Annotated in this window: 14 protein-coding genes; 10 read left to right on the forward strand and 4 right to left on the reverse strand. The window is 73.9% G+C overall.

Annotation, left to right across the window (positions count from 1 at the left end; translation table 11 throughout):
* Positions 1-33: 33 nt before the first annotated feature.
* The gene (gene gabT / locus AB0M43_RS05470) at positions 34-1,311 is read right to left on the reverse strand and encodes a 4-aminobutyrate--2-oxoglutarate transaminase (RefSeq protein ID WP_363721422.1); all 1,278 of its coding nucleotides are present in this window, start codon (positions 1,309-1,311) and stop codon (positions 34-36) included.
* Complete coding sequence (locus AB0M43_RS05475; RefSeq protein WP_363721424.1) at positions 1,304-2,725, reverse strand: aminobutyraldehyde dehydrogenase; 1,422 nt, start codon at positions 2,723-2,725, stop codon at positions 1,304-1,306. Before AB0M43_RS05475 ends, gabT begins: the two co-directional genes overlap by 8 nt.
* A 73-nt stretch (positions 2,726-2,798) precedes the next feature.
* Here AB0M43_RS05475 and AB0M43_RS05480 point away from each other — a divergent pair, with 73 nt between their 5' ends.
* A complete protein-coding gene (locus AB0M43_RS05480; protein WP_363721425.1) occupies positions 2,799-4,229 on the forward strand; it encodes an aldehyde dehydrogenase family protein in 1,431 nt (476 codons plus the stop codon).
* A gap of 89 nt (positions 4,230-4,318) precedes the next feature.
* On the opposite strand, the gene AB0M43_RS05485 is transcribed toward AB0M43_RS05480, so the two are convergent.
* Entirely contained in the window at positions 4,319-5,461 is a 1,143-nt protein-coding gene (locus AB0M43_RS05485) for an epoxide hydrolase family protein (RefSeq protein WP_363721427.1), read from the reverse strand.
* Between the two features lie 62 nt (positions 5,462-5,523).
* Here AB0M43_RS05485 and AB0M43_RS05490 point away from each other — a divergent pair, with 62 nt between their 5' ends.
* Complete coding sequence (locus tag AB0M43_RS05490) at positions 5,524-8,190, forward strand: AAA family ATPase (RefSeq protein WP_363721429.1); 2,667 nt, start codon at positions 5,524-5,526, stop codon at positions 8,188-8,190.
* 127 nt (positions 8,191-8,317) lie between these two features.
* Here the strand turns inward: AB0M43_RS05490 and AB0M43_RS05495 are convergent, their stop codons facing one another.
* Positions 8,318-8,884: a TetR/AcrR family transcriptional regulator gene (locus AB0M43_RS05495; RefSeq protein WP_363721431.1), complete on the reverse strand. Its 567-nt coding sequence runs from the start codon at positions 8,882-8,884 to the stop codon at positions 8,318-8,320.
* 123 nt (positions 8,885-9,007) lie between these two features.
* Between AB0M43_RS05495 and AB0M43_RS05500 the strand changes: the two genes are divergently transcribed.
* The 8 genes from AB0M43_RS05500 to AB0M43_RS05535 all read left to right on the forward strand — a co-directional run bounded on the left by AB0M43_RS05500 (position 9,008) and on the right by AB0M43_RS05535 (position 17,740).
* Positions 9,008-10,000, forward strand: a complete 993-nt coding sequence (locus AB0M43_RS05500; protein ID WP_363722060.1) for an agmatine deiminase family protein — start codon at positions 9,008-9,010, stop codon at positions 9,998-10,000.
* On the forward strand, positions 9,997-10,941 hold the full coding sequence (locus AB0M43_RS05505; RefSeq protein ID WP_363721433.1) for a nitrilase-related carbon-nitrogen hydrolase: 945 nt from the start codon (positions 9,997-9,999) through the stop codon (positions 10,939-10,941). Before AB0M43_RS05500 ends, AB0M43_RS05505 begins: the two co-directional genes overlap by 4 nt.
* Entirely contained in the window at positions 10,938-12,542 is a 1,605-nt protein-coding gene (locus AB0M43_RS05510; RefSeq protein ID WP_363721435.1) for an ABC transporter substrate-binding protein, read from the forward strand. The genes AB0M43_RS05505 and AB0M43_RS05510 overlap by 4 nt, the downstream gene beginning before the upstream one ends.
* Entirely contained in the window at positions 12,539-13,492 is a 954-nt protein-coding gene (locus AB0M43_RS05515; RefSeq protein WP_363721437.1) for an ABC transporter permease, read from the forward strand. Before AB0M43_RS05510 ends, AB0M43_RS05515 begins: the two co-directional genes overlap by 4 nt.
* A complete protein-coding gene (locus tag AB0M43_RS05520) occupies positions 13,489-14,343 on the forward strand; it encodes an ABC transporter permease (RefSeq protein WP_363721439.1) in 855 nt (284 codons plus the stop codon). The genes AB0M43_RS05515 and AB0M43_RS05520 overlap by 4 nt, the downstream gene beginning before the upstream one ends.
* Positions 14,340-15,314 (forward strand): ABC transporter ATP-binding protein, encoded by a 975-nt coding sequence (locus AB0M43_RS05525; RefSeq protein WP_363721441.1) that lies wholly within the window; start codon positions 14,340-14,342, stop codon positions 15,312-15,314. Before AB0M43_RS05520 ends, AB0M43_RS05525 begins: the two co-directional genes overlap by 4 nt.
* Positions 15,307-16,107: an ATP-binding cassette domain-containing protein gene (locus tag AB0M43_RS05530; RefSeq protein WP_363721443.1), complete on the forward strand. Its 801-nt coding sequence runs from the start codon at positions 15,307-15,309 to the stop codon at positions 16,105-16,107. The genes AB0M43_RS05525 and AB0M43_RS05530 overlap by 8 nt, the downstream gene beginning before the upstream one ends.
* Before the next feature lie 64 nt (positions 16,108-16,171).
* Positions 16,172-17,740 carry a histidine kinase gene (locus AB0M43_RS05535; RefSeq protein WP_363721445.1) on the forward strand — a complete coding sequence of 523 codons (1,569 nt, stop codon included), beginning with the start codon at positions 16,172-16,174 and terminating at the stop codon, positions 17,738-17,740.
* The last annotated feature ends 4 nt before the right edge of the window (positions 17,741-17,744 follow it).

A 17,744-nucleotide genomic window follows, 5' to 3' on the forward strand; every position in this document is an offset into this window, starting at 1 on the left:
TGATTCCTGAGGGTCGGCCCCCGGAGCAGTCTCTCACCCGGCCGTCGCCCGCAGCGCGTCCTCCAGGATGGCCATGCCGCGCGCCAGCTGCGCGTCGGTGATCACCAGCGGCGGCAGCAGCCGCAGCACGTTGCCGTACGTGCCGCACGTCAGGACCAGCAGGCCGTCCCGCAGGCACGCGCGCGCCACGGCCTGGGTGCGGCCCGGGTCCGGCACCAGCGAGCCGGGCAGCACGAACTCCACCGCGACCATCGCCCCGCGCCCCCGGACCTCCCCGGACAGCCCGAGCGCCCCGAGCCGCGAGGTCAGCACCGTGCCGATCCGGCGCGCGGCGGCCGACAGGTCCAGGACCCGCATCGTCTCCAGGGTCGCCAGGGCCGCCGCGCAGGCGACGGGGTTGCCGCCGTACGTGCCGCCGAGCCCGCCAGGGTGCACCGCGTCCATGTACTCCGCGCGCCCGGTGACCGCCGCCAGCGGCATGCCGCCCGCGATGCCCTTGGCCGTGGTGACCAGGTCCGGCTCCACGCCCTCGTCGTGGCAGGCGAACCAGTCCCCGGTGCGGCAGAACCCGGTCTGGATCTCGTCGGCGACGAACAGCGCCCCGTTGCCCCGGGCCCACTCCGCCAGGGCGGGCAGGAACCCGGGGGCGGGCACGATGAAGCCGCCCTCGCCCTGGACCGGTTCGATGAGGACGGCCGCGACGTTGTCCGCGCCGACCTGCTTGCAGATCACGTCGATCGCCCGGGCCGCGGCCGCCGGGCCGTCGAGGCCGTCGAGGCCGTCGCGGAAGGGGTAGGACATCGGGACCCGGTACACCTCCGGCGCGAACGGGCCGAACCGGTGCTTGTACGGCATCGCCTTGCTGGTCAGCGCCATGGTCAGGTTCGTGCGGCCGTGGTAGGCGTGGTCGAACACCACGACGGCCGGCCGGCCGGTCACGTGCCGGGCGATCTTCACCGCGTTCTCCACGGCCTCGGCGCCGGAGTTGAACAGGGCCGACCGCTTCTCGAAGGTGCCCGGGGTCAGGGCGTTGAGCTGCTCGCAGACCGCGACGTAGGACTCGTACGGCGCGACCATGAAGCAGGTGTGCGCGAACCGGGCGACCTGCTCCTGGACGGCGGCGACCACCCTCGGGTCGGCGTGCCCGACGGAGGTGACGGCGATCCCGGACGCGAAGTCGATCCACTCCCGGCCGTCGACGTCGACCACGGTGGCGCCCCGGCCGTGCGAGACGTAGGAGCTGGTGACGCTGCCGACGCCCTGGGCGACGGCGCGGAGCCGGCGGTCGTGCAGTTTCGCGGACTCAGACATTGTGGTTGCTCATCACGTGCTTGATCCTCGTGTAGTCCTCGAAGCCGTAGCCCGACAGGTCCTTGCCGTAGCCCGAGTGTTTGAACCCGCCGTGCGGCATCTCCGCGACGAGGGGGATGTGGGTGTTGATCCAGACGCAGCCGAAGTCCAGGGCCCGCGCGGCGCGGGTCGCCCGGCCGTGGTCGGCGGTCCAGACGCTGGCGGCGAGGGCGTAGCGGACCCCGTTGGCGGCCCGCAGCGCCTCGTCCTCGTCGGCGACCTCCTGGACGGTGATCACCGGTCCGAAGATCTCCCGCTGGGACAGTTCGTCGTCCTGGCGCAGGCCGGCGATGACGGTCGGGGCGTAGAAGTAGCCCCGGTCGCCGACCCGGTGGCCGCCGGCCAGGAGCGTCGCGTGGTCGGGTCGCCGGTCCACCATGCCCGTGACGTGCGCGAACTGGGCGGCGTTGTTGAGCGGCCCGTAGAGCGCGTCCGGCCCGGTACCCGTCTCGGTGTTCCTCGCCTGGGCGGCGAGCGCGGCGACGAGGGCCGGGTAGATCCCCGGGGTGGCCAGGACCCGGGTCGCGGCCGTGCAGTCCTGGCCGGCGTTGAAGTAGCCGGCCAGGGCGATCCCCTCGGCGGCGGCGGTGACGTCGGCGTCGTCGAAGACCAGGACCGGGGCCTTACCCCCCAGTTCGAGGTGTACGCGCTTGAGGTCGCCGGCCGCCGCGCCCGCCACCTCCATCCCGGCCCGCACCGAACCGGTGATGGACACCATCTGGGGCGTCGGGTGCGCCACCAGCGCCTGGCCGGTCGCCCGGTCGCCGCAGAGCACGTTGAGGACCCCGGGCGGCAGGAACTCCCCCGCGATCCCGGCGAGCAGCAGGGTGGACACGGGGGTGGTGTCGGAGGGCTTGAGCACGACCGTGTTGCCGGCCGCGATGGCCGGGGCGAGCTTCCAGACCGCCATCATCATCGGGTAGTTCCACGGGGTGACCTGGGCGCAGACGCCGATCGGCTCGCGGCGCACGTAGGAGGTGTGCCCGGCCAGGTACTCCCCCGCCGAGCGGCCCTCCAGCATCCGGGCCGCGCCGGCGAAGAACCGGAGCTGGTCGACCATGGCCGGCAGCTCCTCCGACGCGGTCACCGCGCGCGGCTTGCCCGTGTTGGCGCACTCGGCGTCGATCAGGTCGTCGGCGCGGGCCTCGACGGCGTCGGCGATCCGCAGCAGGGCGCGCTGGCGGTCGGCGGGGGTCGTGTCCCGCCAGGTCCCGAAGGCGCGGGCGGCGGCGGCCATGGCCAGGTCGACGTCGGCGGGTCCGGAGACCGGCGCGCTCGCGAAGACCTCGCCGGTGACCGGGTCGACCAGGTCCGCGTACGTGCCGTCGACGGGGTCCACGTACCCGCCGTCGATGTGGTTGCGTAGGGCAGGCATCCAGGTTCTCCTCGTATACCGTAGCAGAACCTCATCTTGTCAACTGATTCCGTTGCTGGCAAGCTCTCCAGATATGGAAACAACAGAATTCTGGGTCGCCGGGGTGCGGACGACCAGCGAGGCGACCTTCGACGTGCACCATCCCTACGACGGGGTGTTGGTCGCGACCGTCGCCGTCGCCGGCCCCGGGCACGTCGAGGCCGCCGTCGCCGCCGCCGTCGCGGTGACCGATGAGGCGGCGGCGCTCCCCGCCCACGCGCGGGCCGCCGCCCTCGACCACGTCTCCCGGCGGCTGGCCGAACGCGCCGAGGAGGTCGCCCGGCTGATCACGGCCGAGAACGGCAAACCGGTCCGGTGGGCGCGGGCCGAGGTGGGCCGGGCGGTGTCGACGTTCCGGTGGGCGGCCGAGGAGGCCCGCCGCTACTCCGGCGACCTGCAACGCCTCGACACCGACCCGGCCGCCACCGGCCGGCTGGGCCTCGTCCGCAGGTTCCCGCGCGGGCCGGTGCTGGGCATCGCGCCGTTCAACTTCCCGCTGAACCTCGTCGCGCACAAACTCGCGCCCGCCCTCGCCGTCGGGGCCCCCGTCCTCGTCAAGCCCGCGCCGGCCACCCCGCTGTCGGCCCTGCTGCTCGGCGAACTGCTGGCCGAGACGGACCTGCCGGCCGGCATGTGGTCGGTGCTGACGGTCCCCAACGACCGGATGCCCGCGCTGGTCGCCGACCCCCGGCTGCCCGTGGTGTCGTTCACCGGCTCCGTGCCCGTCGGCTGGGCCATCAAGGAGGCCGTGCCCCGCAAGCACGTCACCCTCGAACTCGGCGGCAACGCGGCGGCCGTGGTCTGCGCCGACTGGACCGACCTCGACCGGGCCGCCGGCCGGATCGCCACCTTCGCCACGTACCAGGCCGGCCAGAGCTGCATCAAGGTCCAGCGGGTCTACGCCGAGACCCCGGTCTACGAGGCCCTCGCCCTCCGGATCGTCGAGGCCGTCGGCGCGCTGTGCGACGGCGACCCGAGCGACGAGGCGACCGAGGTGGGCCCGCTGATCAGCGAGGACGCGGCCCGGCGGGTGGAGTCCTGGGTGGCCGAGGCCGTCGCCGCCGGGGCCCGGGTGCTGTGCGGCGGCACCCGGGACGGTTCCTCCTACGCCCCCACGGTCCTGGTGGACGTGCCCGCCGACGCGAAGGTCAACCGCGAGGAGATCTTCGGGCCGGTACTCGTCCTGTCGGCGGTCGACTCGGTGGACGAGGCCTTCGCGGCGGTCAACGACTCGGCGTTCGGGCTCCAGGCGGGGGTGTTCACCCGGCGGCTGGACCTCGCGTTCCGGGCGCACCGGGAGCTCGTCGTGGGCGGGGTGATCATCGGGGACGTGCCGTCGTACCGGGCGGACCAGATGCCGTACGGGGGCACGAAGGACTCCGGGGTCGGGCGGGAGGGGCTGCGCTCGGCGATGGACGACTACACCGAGCCACGGGTACTCGTCCTGACGGATCTTCCGTTGTGAGCTGAGCGGCCGGCGGGGGCACTCGGGCGCGCGTCCGCCGCCGCGCCCTGGCGAGGGGCGCGGCGGCGAGAGGCGAGGCGGCTGCGGTCCTACAGGGAGGCGAAGAACGCGCGGATGTCGCCGACCAGCAGGTCCGGCGCCTCCAGGGCCGGGAAGTGCCCGCCCCGGTAGAACTCCGACCAGTGCGTGATGTTGTGCGCCTTCTCCGCGAACCGCCGGATGGCGTAGTCGGCGGTGGCGAACACCGCGACCCCGGTCGGCACGGTGGCCGGCGGCTTCGGGGCCCACATGGCCGCGTCGTGGAAGCGCTCGTAGTACGAGTTGGCCACGCTGCGCGCGGTGTCGGTGAACCAGTAGACGCTGACGGTGGCCAGCAGGCGGTCGAGGTCGACGGCGTCCTCGGGCAGGTCCCGGGCGGCGTCCGTCCACTCCCGGTACTTCTCGACGATCCAGGCGAGCTGCCCGGTCGGCGAGTCGGCGAGCGCGTGCGCGATGGTCTGCGGCCGGGTGCCCTGCAGCTGCATGTACGCCGACATGTCGTCCTGGAAGTTCTTCATCGCCGCGAGCCGCTGCCGCTCCGCGTCGGTCAGGGCCGCCATGTCGGCGGGGTCGCCGGTCGGGAAGGTGACGAGCGCGTTGGCGTGGATCCCGATCACGTGCGCGGAGTCGATCCGGCCGATCGCGGGGCCGACGAACGCGCCGACGTCGCCGCCCTGCACGCCGTAGCGGTCGTAGCCGAGGCGGGCCATCAGCTCCGCGAAGGCGGCGGCGATCCGGGTGTCCGTCCAGCCGGTCCCCGTGGTCGGGCCGGAGAAGCCGAAGCCGGGCAGCGACGGGATGACCAGGTGGAACGCCGGCTCGCCGGCCCCGGGGGCGGTCAGCGGCGCGATCATGTCGAGGAAGTCGACCACCGAACCCGGCCAGCCGTGGATCAGCAGCAACGGCGTCGCGTCGGCGCGCTCCGAGCGGACGTGCAGGAAGTGCACCCGCTGGCCGTCGATCTCCGTGGTGAACTGCGGGTGGGAGTTGAGCAGCGCCTCCTGGGCCCGCCAGTCGAACTTCTCGGCCCAGTAGCTGGCGAGACCCTTCAGGTAGCCCACCGGCACGCCGCGCTCCCAGCCCGCGCCGGGCAGCTCGTCGGTCCACCGGGTCCGCCGGAGCCGGGTGCGCAGGTCGTCGAGGTCGGACTGGGCGACGGCGATCCGGAAGGGCGCGATCTCGTTGTTCGTCATGCGGTTGATCCTGCGCGTAAAGAGGGGGGCGCCGGATCTGGAGATCTCGTTATCTTTGCCGGGTGCACACCTTCGTCGGGCGCGGCCCGGAACTCGCCGCGCTGCTGGCCGCGTACCGGGACGAGAGCGTGCACACCGTGCTGGTCTCCGGCGAGGCCGGGATCGGCAAGTCCCGCCTGGTGCGCGAGTTCGCCAGCCGGCTCGGGTCGCGGCCCCTGGTGCTGACGGGCCGCTGCCTGGAGTTCGGCAACGACGGGTTGCCGTTCGCCCCGTTCGTGGGCGTGATGCGCGGCCTGACGCCCGGCTCTTCCACCTCGCTGTCCGCCTGGCTGCCCGACCTGGCCGTGCCCATCGACAGGTACCGGCTGTTCGGCGAGGTCCTCACCGTGCTGGAGCGCGCCGCCGAGAACCGGCCCCTGGTGCTCGTACTGGAGGACCTGCACTGGGCCGACGCGTCCAGTCGGGAGCTGCTCACCTTCCTGGTGGCCCACCTGGGGCACAGCGGGGTCTTCGTGCTCGGCACCCACCGCGCGCCGGCCGGCGCTCTCCGGCAGCTGGTCGCCGAGCTGGCCCGGCTGCCCGCCGTGCACCGGGTCGCGCTGGCGCCGCTGAGCCGGCACGAGGCGGGCCGGCAGCTGGCCGCCCTGCTCGGCCGCGAGCCGGAGCCGACGCTCGTCGCCCGGGTCTTCGAGCGCAGCCGGGGCAACCCGCTGTTCGTCGAGGCGCTCAGCACCTCGCCCGAGGACCCGCCCGCCGAGCTGCTCGAACTGCTGCTCGCCGGGCTGCCCCCGCTGACCGGCGACGCCGGACACGTCCTGACCCTGGCGGCGGTCGCGGGCACCGTGGTCGAGCACGAGGTGCTGGCCGCCGTCGCCGGGCTGCCCGAGGAGGACCTGCACCGGACGCTGCGGTACCTGGTCGACGCACACGCGCTGGTGGCCACCGGCACCGGCTACGCGTTCCGGCACGCGCTGATCCGCCAGGCCGTCCACGACCAGCTGCTGCCGGTCGAGCGGACCCGCCGGCACGCCGCGTTCGCGACCGCGCTGGCGGACCTGCCGGAGCACGTGGCCGAGCTGGCCGCGCACGCGCACGCGGCCGGCGACCACCCCCGAGCGCTGAGGGCCGCGTGGCGGGCGGCCGGGCGGGCGCGGCGGACCGGCGCCGAGGCGGAGCGCCTGCACCTGCTGCACCGGGTCCTGGAGCTGTGGGCGAAGGTCGACGACGCCCCGGAGGTCGCCGGCGTGGACCGGCTCACCGTGCTCGACCACGCGGTGGAGGCGAGCCTCGCCACGAGCGAGGTCGCCGCCGGGCTGGGTTGGTCGGCCGAGGCGCTGGCGATCGCGCCGGCGCCCCGGCGGCACCTGCATCGGGCGCGGCTGAGGAATCTGGGGGATGGCGGTGGGCGCGAGGATCTGCTCCTGGCCCTGGCGCTGACCGAGGCTGGCGCGCCGCGTGGCGAGATCCCCGCCGGGGAAGGCTCGCTCGGTGGCCAGGTCCCCGCCGGGGAAGGCTCGCTCCGTGTCCAGGTCCCCGCCGGGGGTTCGCTCCGTGGCGGGATCCCCGGCGAGGAGAGCCTGCTCCCCGCCGGGAAGGGGCTGACCCCCACTGCGGAGGGGCGGCTCCGTGGCGAGGAGGAGCTGCTCCGTGGCGAGATCCTCGCCGAACTCGCCGCCGGCCACGTCTTCGCCGGCGACCCGGCGCGGGCCGCCGGGCACGCCCGGGCAGCGCTCAGGATCGCCGAACGGCTGGACGACCCCCGGCTCGCGGCCCGGGCGCACGCCTACCTGGGCCTGGCCGAGGCGGCGGACCCCGAGGCGGCCTACCTGCACTTCGCCGCCGCGCGCGCCACCGCCGATCCGCGGACCGCGATCACCGTCGCGGTGTGGGAGGCTTCCGTCCGGCACGCCCTCGGGGAGCACGCCGCCGCGATCGAGGTGATCCGGCACGGCCTCCGAACGGCACACGAGACGTTCCAGTACGCCCGGCACGCGCCGATCCTGGTCGTCAAGTGGGTGCAGGCGCTCACCGCGCTGGGCCGCTGGCCGGAGGCCCTGGAGCTGATCGAGGAGGCCCTCGGCGAGCCCGACCCGCCCCGGCTCAGCCACGCGGCCCTGCTGATCAGCCGCGCCGAGATCCAGCTGGCCCAGGGCGACCGGTCCTCGGCGGAGGCCACCGCCGGGGGCGCGGCGGACCTGCTCGGCGCCGGGCCCTGGGCCGGGAAGTACCGGATCCGGCTCCGTGCCCTGCAGATCCGGCTCGCGCCCGACCGGGCGGCCGAGATCTACGCCGCGACCCTGGCCGCCGAACAGCTCGCCGCGCACCCGCACGAGGCGTGGCCGCTGCTCGCCGAAGCCAGGCCGGCCGAACTGCCGGACGTGCAGGTGGCCGGCCCGGTGGACGAGGCGTACCGGGCCATGGCCACCGGCGACCGGCACGCGGCGGCGCGGATCTGGCGCACGCTGGGCCAGCCCCACGAACTGGCGCGGTGCGAACAGCGGCCGGCGCGGCGCGACCCGCCCCGGCGGACCACCCTGGGCCTCACCGCCCGCGAACTGGAGGTGCTGACCCTCGTCGCCGAGGGCAAGAGCAACCGCCAGATCGCCGCGGAGCTGTACATCAGCGGCAACACCGCGGGCGTGCACGTGTCCCGGATCCTGGCCAAGCTGGGGGCAGCGACCCGCACGGAGGCGGCCCGCCGGCTGCTCGACGCCGACCGGGCGTCCTGATCAGGCGGAACCCGCAGGCGGCCCGACCAGGCATCGTGATCAGGCTGGACCCGCAGGCCGCTCGACCCGACCGGGTGTCGTGATCACGCCGGGCCCGCAGGCCGCCCGTCCCGACCGGACGTCCTGATCAGGCGGGGCTCCGTGCCCCCAGTTCGGCGCCGATCGCACCCACCAGCAGCCCCCGGGCCCGTTCCAGGGTCACCGACCCGCTCAGCCAGCGCTCGCTCAGGCCCTCGACCAGCGCGGTGAGCCGTTCGGCGACCTCGTCTGCGTCGACGTCGGCGGAGACCCGGCGGACCAGCTCGGCGGTGTCGCGGACCCAGCTGGCGGTCGCCTCGGTCAGCGGCGCGCGCAGGTCGGGTTCGAAGATCGCGCTGGCCCGCAGTTCGCCCCACGCGGTGCTGTTCTCCCGGACCGACGGGTCGTCCTGGAGCTCGGACAGCAGGCGTTGTTCCAGCTCGGCCCGGGGGTCGACGTCGCCGGCCACCCCGTCGGCGGTGTAGCGGTCGGCGCGTTCGCTGATGAACTCCAGGGTCCGGCGGAGCAGGCCCGCGCGGTCCTTGAAGTGGTAGTAGATCAACGCGGTCGAGACGCCGGCCTCGGCCGCCAACTCCTCGACGCGCAGTCCTCGCACGCCGTTGCGTGCGATCACGCGGGCGGCGGCTTCGAGCACCTGGACCTGTCGGCTGGACACGGCACCTCGCACATTCTCGATATTGATCCGATTCAAGGGTTGACTGAAAATTCAGTCAGGAGCACGATAGGCCATCACGTCCACCGCTCGCGCACCAGGAGGAAAGGTTCCATGACCATGCGGATGCCGGCGCCGTGGGCCGACCATGAGGGTTGCCTCATGGCCTGGCCCACCCGACCGGAGATGTGGGGCAGCGTGTTCGCCCGGGCCAGGGCGGAGTACGCCGCCGTGGCCACCGCGATCTCGGCCTTCGAGCCGGTGACCATGATCGCCGCCCCCGGCCAGGGCGACGGGGCCCGGGAGGCCTGCGGCGCCGGCGTCGACGTCGTGGAGCTGCCGATCGACGACTCCTGGCTGCGCGACTCCGGCCCGGTCTTCGTCTGCGGCCCCGACGGCGAGCGCGCAGGGGTGGACTTCCGGTTCAACGGCTGGGGCGGCAAGTTCCCCCCGTTCGACGCGGACGACCGGATCAGCGGGGTACTGCTGGAGCGGCTCGGGATCAGGGCGGTCCACTCGCCGATGGTACTGGAGGGCGGCGCCATCACCGTCGACGGCGAGGGCACGCTCATCACCACCGAGCAGTGCCTGCTGCACCCGACCCGCAACCCGCTGCTGACCCGCGCCCAGATGGAAGCCGAACTACGCGCCAAGCTCGGCGTGACCACGGTGATCTGGCTGCCCTACGGCCGGATCGAGGACACCATCACCGACGGGCACGTCGACGGGGTGTGCGTGTTCGTGGCGCCCGGCACGGTGCTGGTCCGGATGCCGTCGGACCCCGACCACCCCGACCACGACCGGATGCGCGCCAACCGCGCGCGCCTGGAGGCCAGCGTCGACGCCCGGGGCCGCAAGCTCCGGATCCTCGAACTGCCGCAGAGCGCGTTCGTCGAGGTCGACGGGCACCGGACCGAGGTCGGCTACCTGAACTTCTACATCGCCAACGGCGGCGTCGTCGTACCCGTCGCGGGGTTGCCCTCCGACGAGGACGCGTTGGCCGTCATCGCCGCCGCGCTGCCCGACCACAAGGTCGTCGGCGTGCCGGCGGCGACGATCGCGTACGGCGGCGGCGGCGTGCACTGCGTCACCCAGCAGATCCCGGAGGTAACGGCATGAGCTACACCCTGTTGACCGCGTTCGGCTCCCCCTTGGGCTCCCCCGGCCGGCTCGACCAGGAGACGGGTCCGATGTTGCGCGTCGGCCTGGTCCAGATGCGCTGGTACGACGGCGAGCGCACCCACGACGAGAAGCTGCGCGAGGGCGTCCGGCTCGCCGCCGCCCAGGGCGCGCAGGTCGTGTGCCTGCCCGAACTGACCCGCAGCCCCTACTTCGCCGCCGACCACGCGCTCGCCGCCGGGGCCGACCGGTACCTGGAGGACCTGCCCGACGGGCCGACGACCCGGCTGGCCACGGAGCTGGCGAAGGAACTCGGCATCATCGTGCACGCGTCGCTGTACGAGCGGGCGACCGACGGCGGGCTGGGCTACAACACGGCGATCTGCGTGGGACCGGTCGGCGAGCTGCTCGCGCGGACCCGGAAGCTGCACATCCCCGAGTTCCCCGGCTACCACGAGGACCTGTGCTTCCGGCCCGGGGACACCGGCTTCCCGGTCGTGGAGGCGGCCGGCGCCCGGTTCGGTTTCCCGACCTGCTGGGACGAGTGGTTCCCGGAGGTGGCCCGGGTCTACAGCCTGCACGGCGCCCAGATTCTGGTACATCCGACCGCGATCGGCTCGGAACCGGAACTTCCGGACTTCGACACCCGGCCGATGTGGGAGCATGCGATCAGTGCGAACGGCCTGGCCAACGCCCTGTTCATGGTGGTACCGAACCGCGTCGGCACGGAGGGTCCGATCACCTTCTACGGCTCGTCGTTCATCTCCGACCCCTACGGCCGGATCGTGGTCCGCGCCCCGCGCGACCGGCCGGCCGTGCTGGTCGCCGACCTGGATCTCGCCCAGCGCGAGGACTGGTTGGGCTTCGGGCTGCTGCGCACCCGCCGGCCCGAGCTGTACACCCCGCTGACCCTGCCCGTCGCCCAGGAAGTGAACCGATGAGAAGCCGTCTCCTGGCCGGGATCGCGGTGGCCGCCGTGCTGGCCGGCACCGCGTGCTCGGGCCCGTCGTCCGAGGCGTTCGAGTACCGGCTGTCGGCCGTGACCCCGGAGGCCAAGGGCGAGCTCGCGTCGTTCAGCTGGTCGCTGTACGCGGAGCCGCCGACCCTGGACTACGCCTACGCGTTCGACTACGCGCAGAACATGATCGTGTCCAACGTCTGCGAGAGCCTGATGCGCTGGACCCCGGAGCTCAAGCTGGAGCCCGGGCTCGCCTCGGCCGTGGCGAACCCCGACCCGCTGACCTGGGTGTACACCATCCGGCCGGGGGTGAAGTTCCACGACGGCGGCACGATGACCGCCACGGACGTGGCCTACAGCCTCAACCGGCACCTGGACCCGGACGTCGGCTCGTTCTGGACCTCGGAGTTCGTCAACGTCGCCTCGGTCACCGAGACCGGCCCGATGCAGGTGACCGTCAAGCTCCGGCAGGCCGACTCGCAGTTCCCGCAGGCGATGGCCAACTCCGCCGGCACGGTCGCGCACGCCCCGACGGTCAAGGGCCAGGGCAAGGACTACGGGACGGGTACGGGACTGGGCTGCACCGGCCCGTTCACCCTCGGTACCTGGACCAAGGGCCAGTCCCTCCAGCTCGACCGCTTCGACAACTACTGGGGCGCCCGCGCCCAGTCCAGGGCGGTGGTCTTCAAGTTCCTCACCGACCCGGCCGCCCGGGCCAACGCGATGCTCGCCGGGGAGGTCGACGGCGGCTACCTGGTCTCCCCCGAGAGCTACGCGAAACTGTCGACCAGCGGCAAGGGCACGCTGTACTTCGGCAAGTCCCTGACCACCATCAACCTCAACGTCACCAACCTGAAGGGCACGCTCGGCGACGTCCGGGTCCGCAGGGCCCTGATGCTGGCCCTGGACCGGGAGGGGTTCATCAGGACCGGCCTGCAGGGGGTCGGTTCGGTCACCTCCGCGCCGGCCGCCCGGGACGCCTGGTCCGGGCTCCCCCAGCCGGTCGTCGAGGGCGCCTACGCCGGGCTCCCCGGGCCCGGCCGGGACCTGGAGAAGGCCAAGCAGCTGGTCAAGGAGGCGGGCGCCACCGGCAAGAAGGTCGTCATCGCCACCAGCGCGATCGGCGCCGACGTGTCGCTGCTGGCCACCGCGGCCCAGTCGGCGGGCGCCGCGATCGGGCTGGACGTCGAGCTGAAGACCATCGCCCCGGACGCCTTCACCGCGCTGTTCTCCGACCCGGAGGCGCGCGCGGGCATCGACGCGTTCCCGATGACCTACTACCTGTCCAAGACCGATCCCCTGCACATGTACAAGATCTTCCAGACCGGGGACTTCGAGAACTACGGCGGGTACTCCGACCCGGCGTACGACACGCTGCTCAACCAGGCCGTGGCGGAGTACGACCCGGTGAAGCGGGCCGCGCTGACCGCCCAGTTGCAGAAGCGGGCGACCGACGAGCTGTTGTGGATCCCGGTCGCCGAGTGGCCGACGTCGGTGTTCCTCAACAAGCGGATCACCGGCGCGCCGACCAGCATCTGCTACCTGTACTACCCCTGGGCGGCGCAAGTGGGCGCGTCCGGATGATCCTGAGGTTCCTGATCCGTCGGCTCCTGGAGCTGACCGGGACGCTGGTGGCCGCGTCGTTCCTCGTGTTCGGCGCGGTCTACCTGGCCCCCGGCAATCCGGAGAGCTTCCTGCTGGGCGGGCGCTCGGCCACCCCCGAGGCGCGGGCCGCCATCCGGGCGCAGTACCACCTGGACGACCCGTTCGGGGTGCAGTACCTCAAGTGGCTGGGTCAGGTGCTCACCGGGGACCTCGGCCGGTCGGTGCAGTACCGCAGCCCGGTACTGGGGCTGATCGAGGCGCGGCTGCCCAGCACGCTCCTGCTGATCTCCATGGCACTGGTACTCGTCGTGGTGTTCGGGATCGGCCTCGGCTGGCTCAGCGCCCTGCGCGGCGGGGCCACCGACGCGACGATCCTGGTCGGCACGTCCGTCGCCGTGGGCACGCCGTCGTTCGTCGCCGCGATCGTGCTGATCTGGCTGTTCTCGGTGACCCTCGGCTGGTTCCCCACCACGGGCAGCGGGGAGGGGTTCGTGGACATGGTCTACCACCTGACCCTGCCGTCCACGGCCCTGGCGCTGTACTGGGTCGGCGTCCTCGCCCGGGTCACCCGCACGACGATGCTGGACGAGATGGGCCGCGACCACGTCACCGTGGCCCGGGGCCGGGGCATCGCCGAGAGCACCGTGATCCGCCGGCACGTGTTCCGCAACGCGCTCGGCGGCATCGCCACGATCAGCGGCCTCACCGTCTCCGGCCTGGTGGTCAGCACCGTGCTGGTCGAGGCCGCGTTCGGCCTGGGCGGGATCGGCGACCTGCTCCAGTCCTCGGTGGCGGTGAAGGACTTCCCGGTCGTACAGGCCATCTCGCTGCTGGTCGTGGCGCTGTTCGTCCTGGTCAACCTCGTCGTCGACCTGGCGTTCCCGCTGATCGACCCGAGGGTGCGGCTCGGCGCGGGGAGGACGCCGTGACGACGACCGTGCACCGCCGCCCCGGGTTCGGCCGGGTCCGCACCCGCCGCCCGTGGCTGTACCTGACCTGCCTATTCTTCACCGCGCTCGCGTTCGGGGTCGCCGTCGCCGCGCCCTGGCTGCCCCTGGCCGACCCCAACCTGGCCGACCTCGGCGCGGCGCTCGCGGGACCGTCCGGCGAGCACCCGCTCGGCGCGGACGAGGCGGGCCGCGACGTGCTGTCCCGGCTCGTCCTCGGCAGCACCACCGCCCTGTTCGGACCGCTGGCCGTGGTGTGCTTCTCCACGGTGCTCGGGGTCGCGGTCGGCGTCGCGGCCGGCTGGCGGGGCGGCTGGCTGGACTCGGTGCTGTCGCGCGGCAGCGAACTGCTGCTCGCGTTCCCGGGCCTGCTGCTGGCGATCCTGTTCGTCGCGCTGTACGGCGACGGCCTGCTCGCCCCGGTCCTCGCCCTGTCGCTGGCCTACCTGCCCTACGTCAGCCGGCTGGCCCGCAGCCTGACCCTCGTCGAACGCGAACGCCCGTACCTGGCCGCGTACCGGGTCCAGGGCTTCTCGGGGCTGGCCATCTGTCTGCGGCACCTCGTGCCCAACATCGCGCCCGTGGTCCTGGCCCAGTGCACCCTCAACTTCGGGTACGCGCTGCTGGACCTCGCCGCGCTGTCGTACCTGGGCATGGGTGTCGCGCCGGGGACCCCCGACTGGGGCGTGATGGTCAACACCGGGCAGAGCGCGGTCCTCCAGGGACAGCCGTTGTCCGCCGTCATCCCGTGCGCCGCGATCGTCGCGACGGTCGTCGCCGTCAACGTCGTCGGCGAGCACTGGGCCGACCTGGTCGCCAGGAGGCAGCGTTGAACACCCTGGAGATCGAGGACCTGCGCCTCACCCTGCCCGGCACGGCCCGGCCCGTCCTGGACGGGGTCACCCTGGCGGTCGGTGCCGGCGAGACGGTCGCGCTGGTCGGGGAGTCCGGGTCCGGGAAGACGCTGACCTCGCGGGCCGCGCTCGGGTTCCTGCCGCGCGGCGCCGAGGTCGAGGGAGCCGTCCGGGTCGCCGGGCAGGACCTCCTCGCGATGGGCGCCCGGGAGCTGCGCGGCGTGCGGGCCCTCACCGTGTCGATGGTCTTCCAGGACCCGCGCACCGCCCTCAACCCGCTGCGCCGGATCGGTGACTTCCTCACCGAGAGCCTGCGGACGAACCTGCGGTGGAGCGCCCGGCGGGCCGGGGACCGGGCGCGGGAACTCCTCGACGCGGTCGGCCTGGACGAGCGGGTCCTGCGGCAGTACCCGCACGAGTTGTCCGGGGGGATGCTGCAACGGGTCACGATCGCGGCGGCGCTGATGTCCGACCCGGCGCTGCTGCTCGCCGACGAGCCGACCACCGCCCTGGACGTCAGCACCCAGGCGGAGATCGTCGCCCTGCTGGCCGACCTGCGCGCCCGGTTCGGGACCGCGCTGCTGTTCGTCACGCACGACCTGCACCTCGCCGCCGCGATCAGCGACCGGGTGTGCGTGATGTACGCCGGCCGGATCGTCGAGGCAGGGCCGGCCGGGGCGCTGTTCGGCACACCCCGGCACCCGTACACGGCGGCGTTGCTGGCCTCCACCCCGCAGGTGGACCAGCCCCGCCGGCGGCTCGACGCGATCTCCGGCCAGCCGCCGGACCTGCGCACCGCCCTGGCCGGCTGCCCGTTCGCGGACCGCTGCCGGCACGCCACCGACCTGTGCCGCGCGGAGGCGCCGGTCAGCACGGCGGTCGACGGCGGGACGGTGGCCTGCCACCACCACACGCGGCTGACCCTGGAAGGGATCACGCACCATGGCTGAGTCCGTGCTCGCGGTGTCGGGCCTGCGCAAGACGTACGGGGCCGCGCCCGCCGTCGACGACGTGTCGTTCACCCTGGCCAGGGGCGGTTCGCTGGGCATCGTCGGCGAGTCGGGCTCGGGGAAGACCACGACGGCCCGGATCATCGTCGGCCTGGAACGGGCCGACGCGGGGACGGTGACGGTCGGCGGCCACGAGCGCTCCGGCCGCCCGGTCGGCCGCGCCGCCCGCCTGCGGTGGGCCCGCGAGGTCCAGATGGTGTTCCAGGACCCCTTCCTGTCCCTGGATCCCCGGATCAGCGTGGGCGACGCGCTCGCCGAGACGCTGCGCCTGCACTTCCCCGGCACCGACCACGGGGCCCGGACCGGTGAGCTCCTCGACCAGGTCGGGCTGGGCGGCCGGGCCGTCACCGCGTTACCGCACGAGCTGTCCGGCGGGCAGCGCCAGCGGGTCACGATCGCCCGGGCCCTGGCCGTGCGGCCCGCCGTCCTGGTCCTCGACGAGGCCGTGGCGGCGCTGGACGTGTCCGTGCAGGCCCAGATCCTCAACCTGCTCGGCGACCTGCGCGCCGAGCTGGGGGTGGGCTACGTGTTCATCACCCACGACCTGGGTGTGGTCCGCACCGTGGCCGACGACGTGGTGGTGATGCGCCAGGGCCGGATCGTCGAGGCGGGGCCGACCGACCGGGTCCTCGCCGCGCCGGAGCACCCCTACACCCGGCTGCTCCTGGAGTCGGTCCCCCGGCCCGGACGGGACCCGCGCCGGATCGCCGGGGCGCGCCGGGCTCTCGGCTAGGCGGGTCCCGGTCGGGGACGGTGCGTGCATGCTGGGAGGGTGCGGGCGAACCGGGGGGTGGTAAGTGGATATTCGTACCCGGATAAGGCAGTTTGTCGGTGATCTGGGGCTGCTCGTCGTCGGCGCCGGGGCGGTGGCCGTGCTGTTCGGCTGGGCCGACGACTGGCTCGTCGACAGTCCGCTGGTCGACCAGCCCGGCGCGCGGTGGGCGGTCGCCGGGGGCGCGGTGCTGGCGGTGCTGGTCCGCCGCCGGTGGCCCGCGGCGGCGGTCGTGGTCGCGGCCGGGCTGGCGGCGGCGGACCCGTTGACCGGTGCGGCGCTGGCGGTCGCGGCCTACTCCGCCGGCCTGCGGCCCCTGACCGTGCCCCGCCGGGTCGCGCCGCTCGCGGCCGGGATCGCGCTGCCCGCGGCGGTCACCGCCCTCGCCGTGGTCGGGGAACGGGCGCCGCTGGTCCAGTACCGGATCAACGCCGTGGTCGTGACCCTGATCGCCTGCGGGGTGGTCCCCGGGCTGGTGGGCGTCGTCGTCGGCCAGCGCGACCGGCTGCTCACCGCACTGCGCGACCGCAACGCGTCCCTGCGACGGGCGCACCGGGCCACCGAGGAGCGGTCCCGGCTGCTGGAACGCGCCCGGATCGCGCGCGAGATGCACGACCTGCTCGGCCACCGGCTCAGCCTGATAGCCCTGCACGCCGGCGGCCTGGAACTGGCCAGCCGGTCGGCGGGAGGCGAACTGCTCGACACCTCGGTGCTCGTGCACACCACGGCCCGGCGGGCGATGCACGAACTCCGGGGCGTGCTCGGCGTCCTCGGCGGCGACGACCGCTCCGAACCGTTGACCGAGGCCACCGGCACGAAAGCCGACGTCGCCGACCTGGTCGCCGGGTCGCGGGCCGCCGGCGTCACCGTGGACCTGGAATGGACCGGCCCGGACCTGGACCGGGCGGACCCCCTGGTGCGCCGCGCGGTGCACCGCGTCGTCCGCGAGGCCCTGACAAACGTGCACAAGCACGCCGCCGCCGCGCCGGTCACCGTGGCGGTCCGGCACGGCGCCCACGACGTGCGGATCGCGGTGCGCAACGGGCCCGGCACGGGAACCCGCGACCTGCCCGGCACCGCGCTCGGCCTCGTCGGGCTGCGGGAACGGGTCCGGCTGCTCGGCGGGACCCTGGGCGCCGGACCGGCCCCGGACGGCGGGTTCGCCGTCGAGGCGACCGTCCCGTTGGCGGGGCGACCCGGGGTCGACGTGACCGTCCCCGAGCCGTCGGCCGAAGCGCCGGCCAGCTCCCGGTGGGCCGGGGCCCTGGCGCTGACGCTCGGGGTCGTCGCGGTCGTCGCGGCGCAGTACCTGGCGCTCGCGTTCGTCCCGTACCCGGGCGACGACGAGCGGGCCGAGATGGCGGAGTACGGGACGGGCCACGACGCGTTCGTCGACCGGTTCGGGCTCAGCAGCCCGCGCGCGGAGGCCACGGTCCGCGGCCACGAACCGGCCCGGCCGGCGGGGGCCAGCTGCGACTACCACCACGACGCCGACCGGTCGACCGCCGCGACCGCCGTCGTGCACCGCTACTGTTTCGTCGACGGCTGGCTCGTGGAGATCCTCGAACTCGCCGTCGCCCGCCCCGCCGAGTGAGGTA

Source organism: Longispora sp. NPDC051575 (assembly GCF_040681875.1).
Classification (GTDB): domain Bacteria; phylum Actinomycetota; class Actinomycetes; order Mycobacteriales; family Micromonosporaceae; genus Longispora.

What these genes read in the sequence shown, in the direction of transcription:
- gabT (WP_363721422.1), bottom strand. Translation starts at nt 1,311, where the DNA reads ATGTCTGAGTCCGCGAAACTGCACGACCGCCGGCTCCGCGCCGTCGCC.
- AB0M43_RS05475 (WP_363721424.1), bottom strand. Translation starts at nt 2,725, where the DNA reads ATGCCTGCCCTACGCAACCACATCGACGGCGGGTACGTGGACCCCGTC.
- AB0M43_RS05480 (WP_363721425.1), top strand. Translation starts at nt 2,799, where the DNA reads ATGGAAACAACAGAATTCTGGGTCGCCGGGGTGCGGACGACCAGCGAG.
- AB0M43_RS05485 (WP_363721427.1), bottom strand. Translation starts at nt 5,461, where the DNA reads ATGACGAACAACGAGATCGCGCCCTTCCGGATCGCCGTCGCCCAGTCC.
- AB0M43_RS05500 (WP_363722060.1), top strand. Translation starts at nt 9,008, where the DNA reads ATGCCGGCGCCGTGGGCCGACCATGAGGGTTGCCTCATGGCCTGGCCC.
- AB0M43_RS05505 (WP_363721433.1), top strand. Translation starts at nt 9,997, where the DNA reads ATGAGCTACACCCTGTTGACCGCGTTCGGCTCCCCCTTGGGCTCCCCC.
- AB0M43_RS05510 (WP_363721435.1), top strand. Translation starts at nt 10,938, where the DNA reads ATGAGAAGCCGTCTCCTGGCCGGGATCGCGGTGGCCGCCGTGCTGGCC.
- AB0M43_RS05515 (WP_363721437.1), top strand. Translation starts at nt 12,539, where the DNA reads ATGATCCTGAGGTTCCTGATCCGTCGGCTCCTGGAGCTGACCGGGACG.
- AB0M43_RS05530 (WP_363721443.1), top strand. Translation starts at nt 15,307, where the DNA reads ATGGCTGAGTCCGTGCTCGCGGTGTCGGGCCTGCGCAAGACGTACGGG.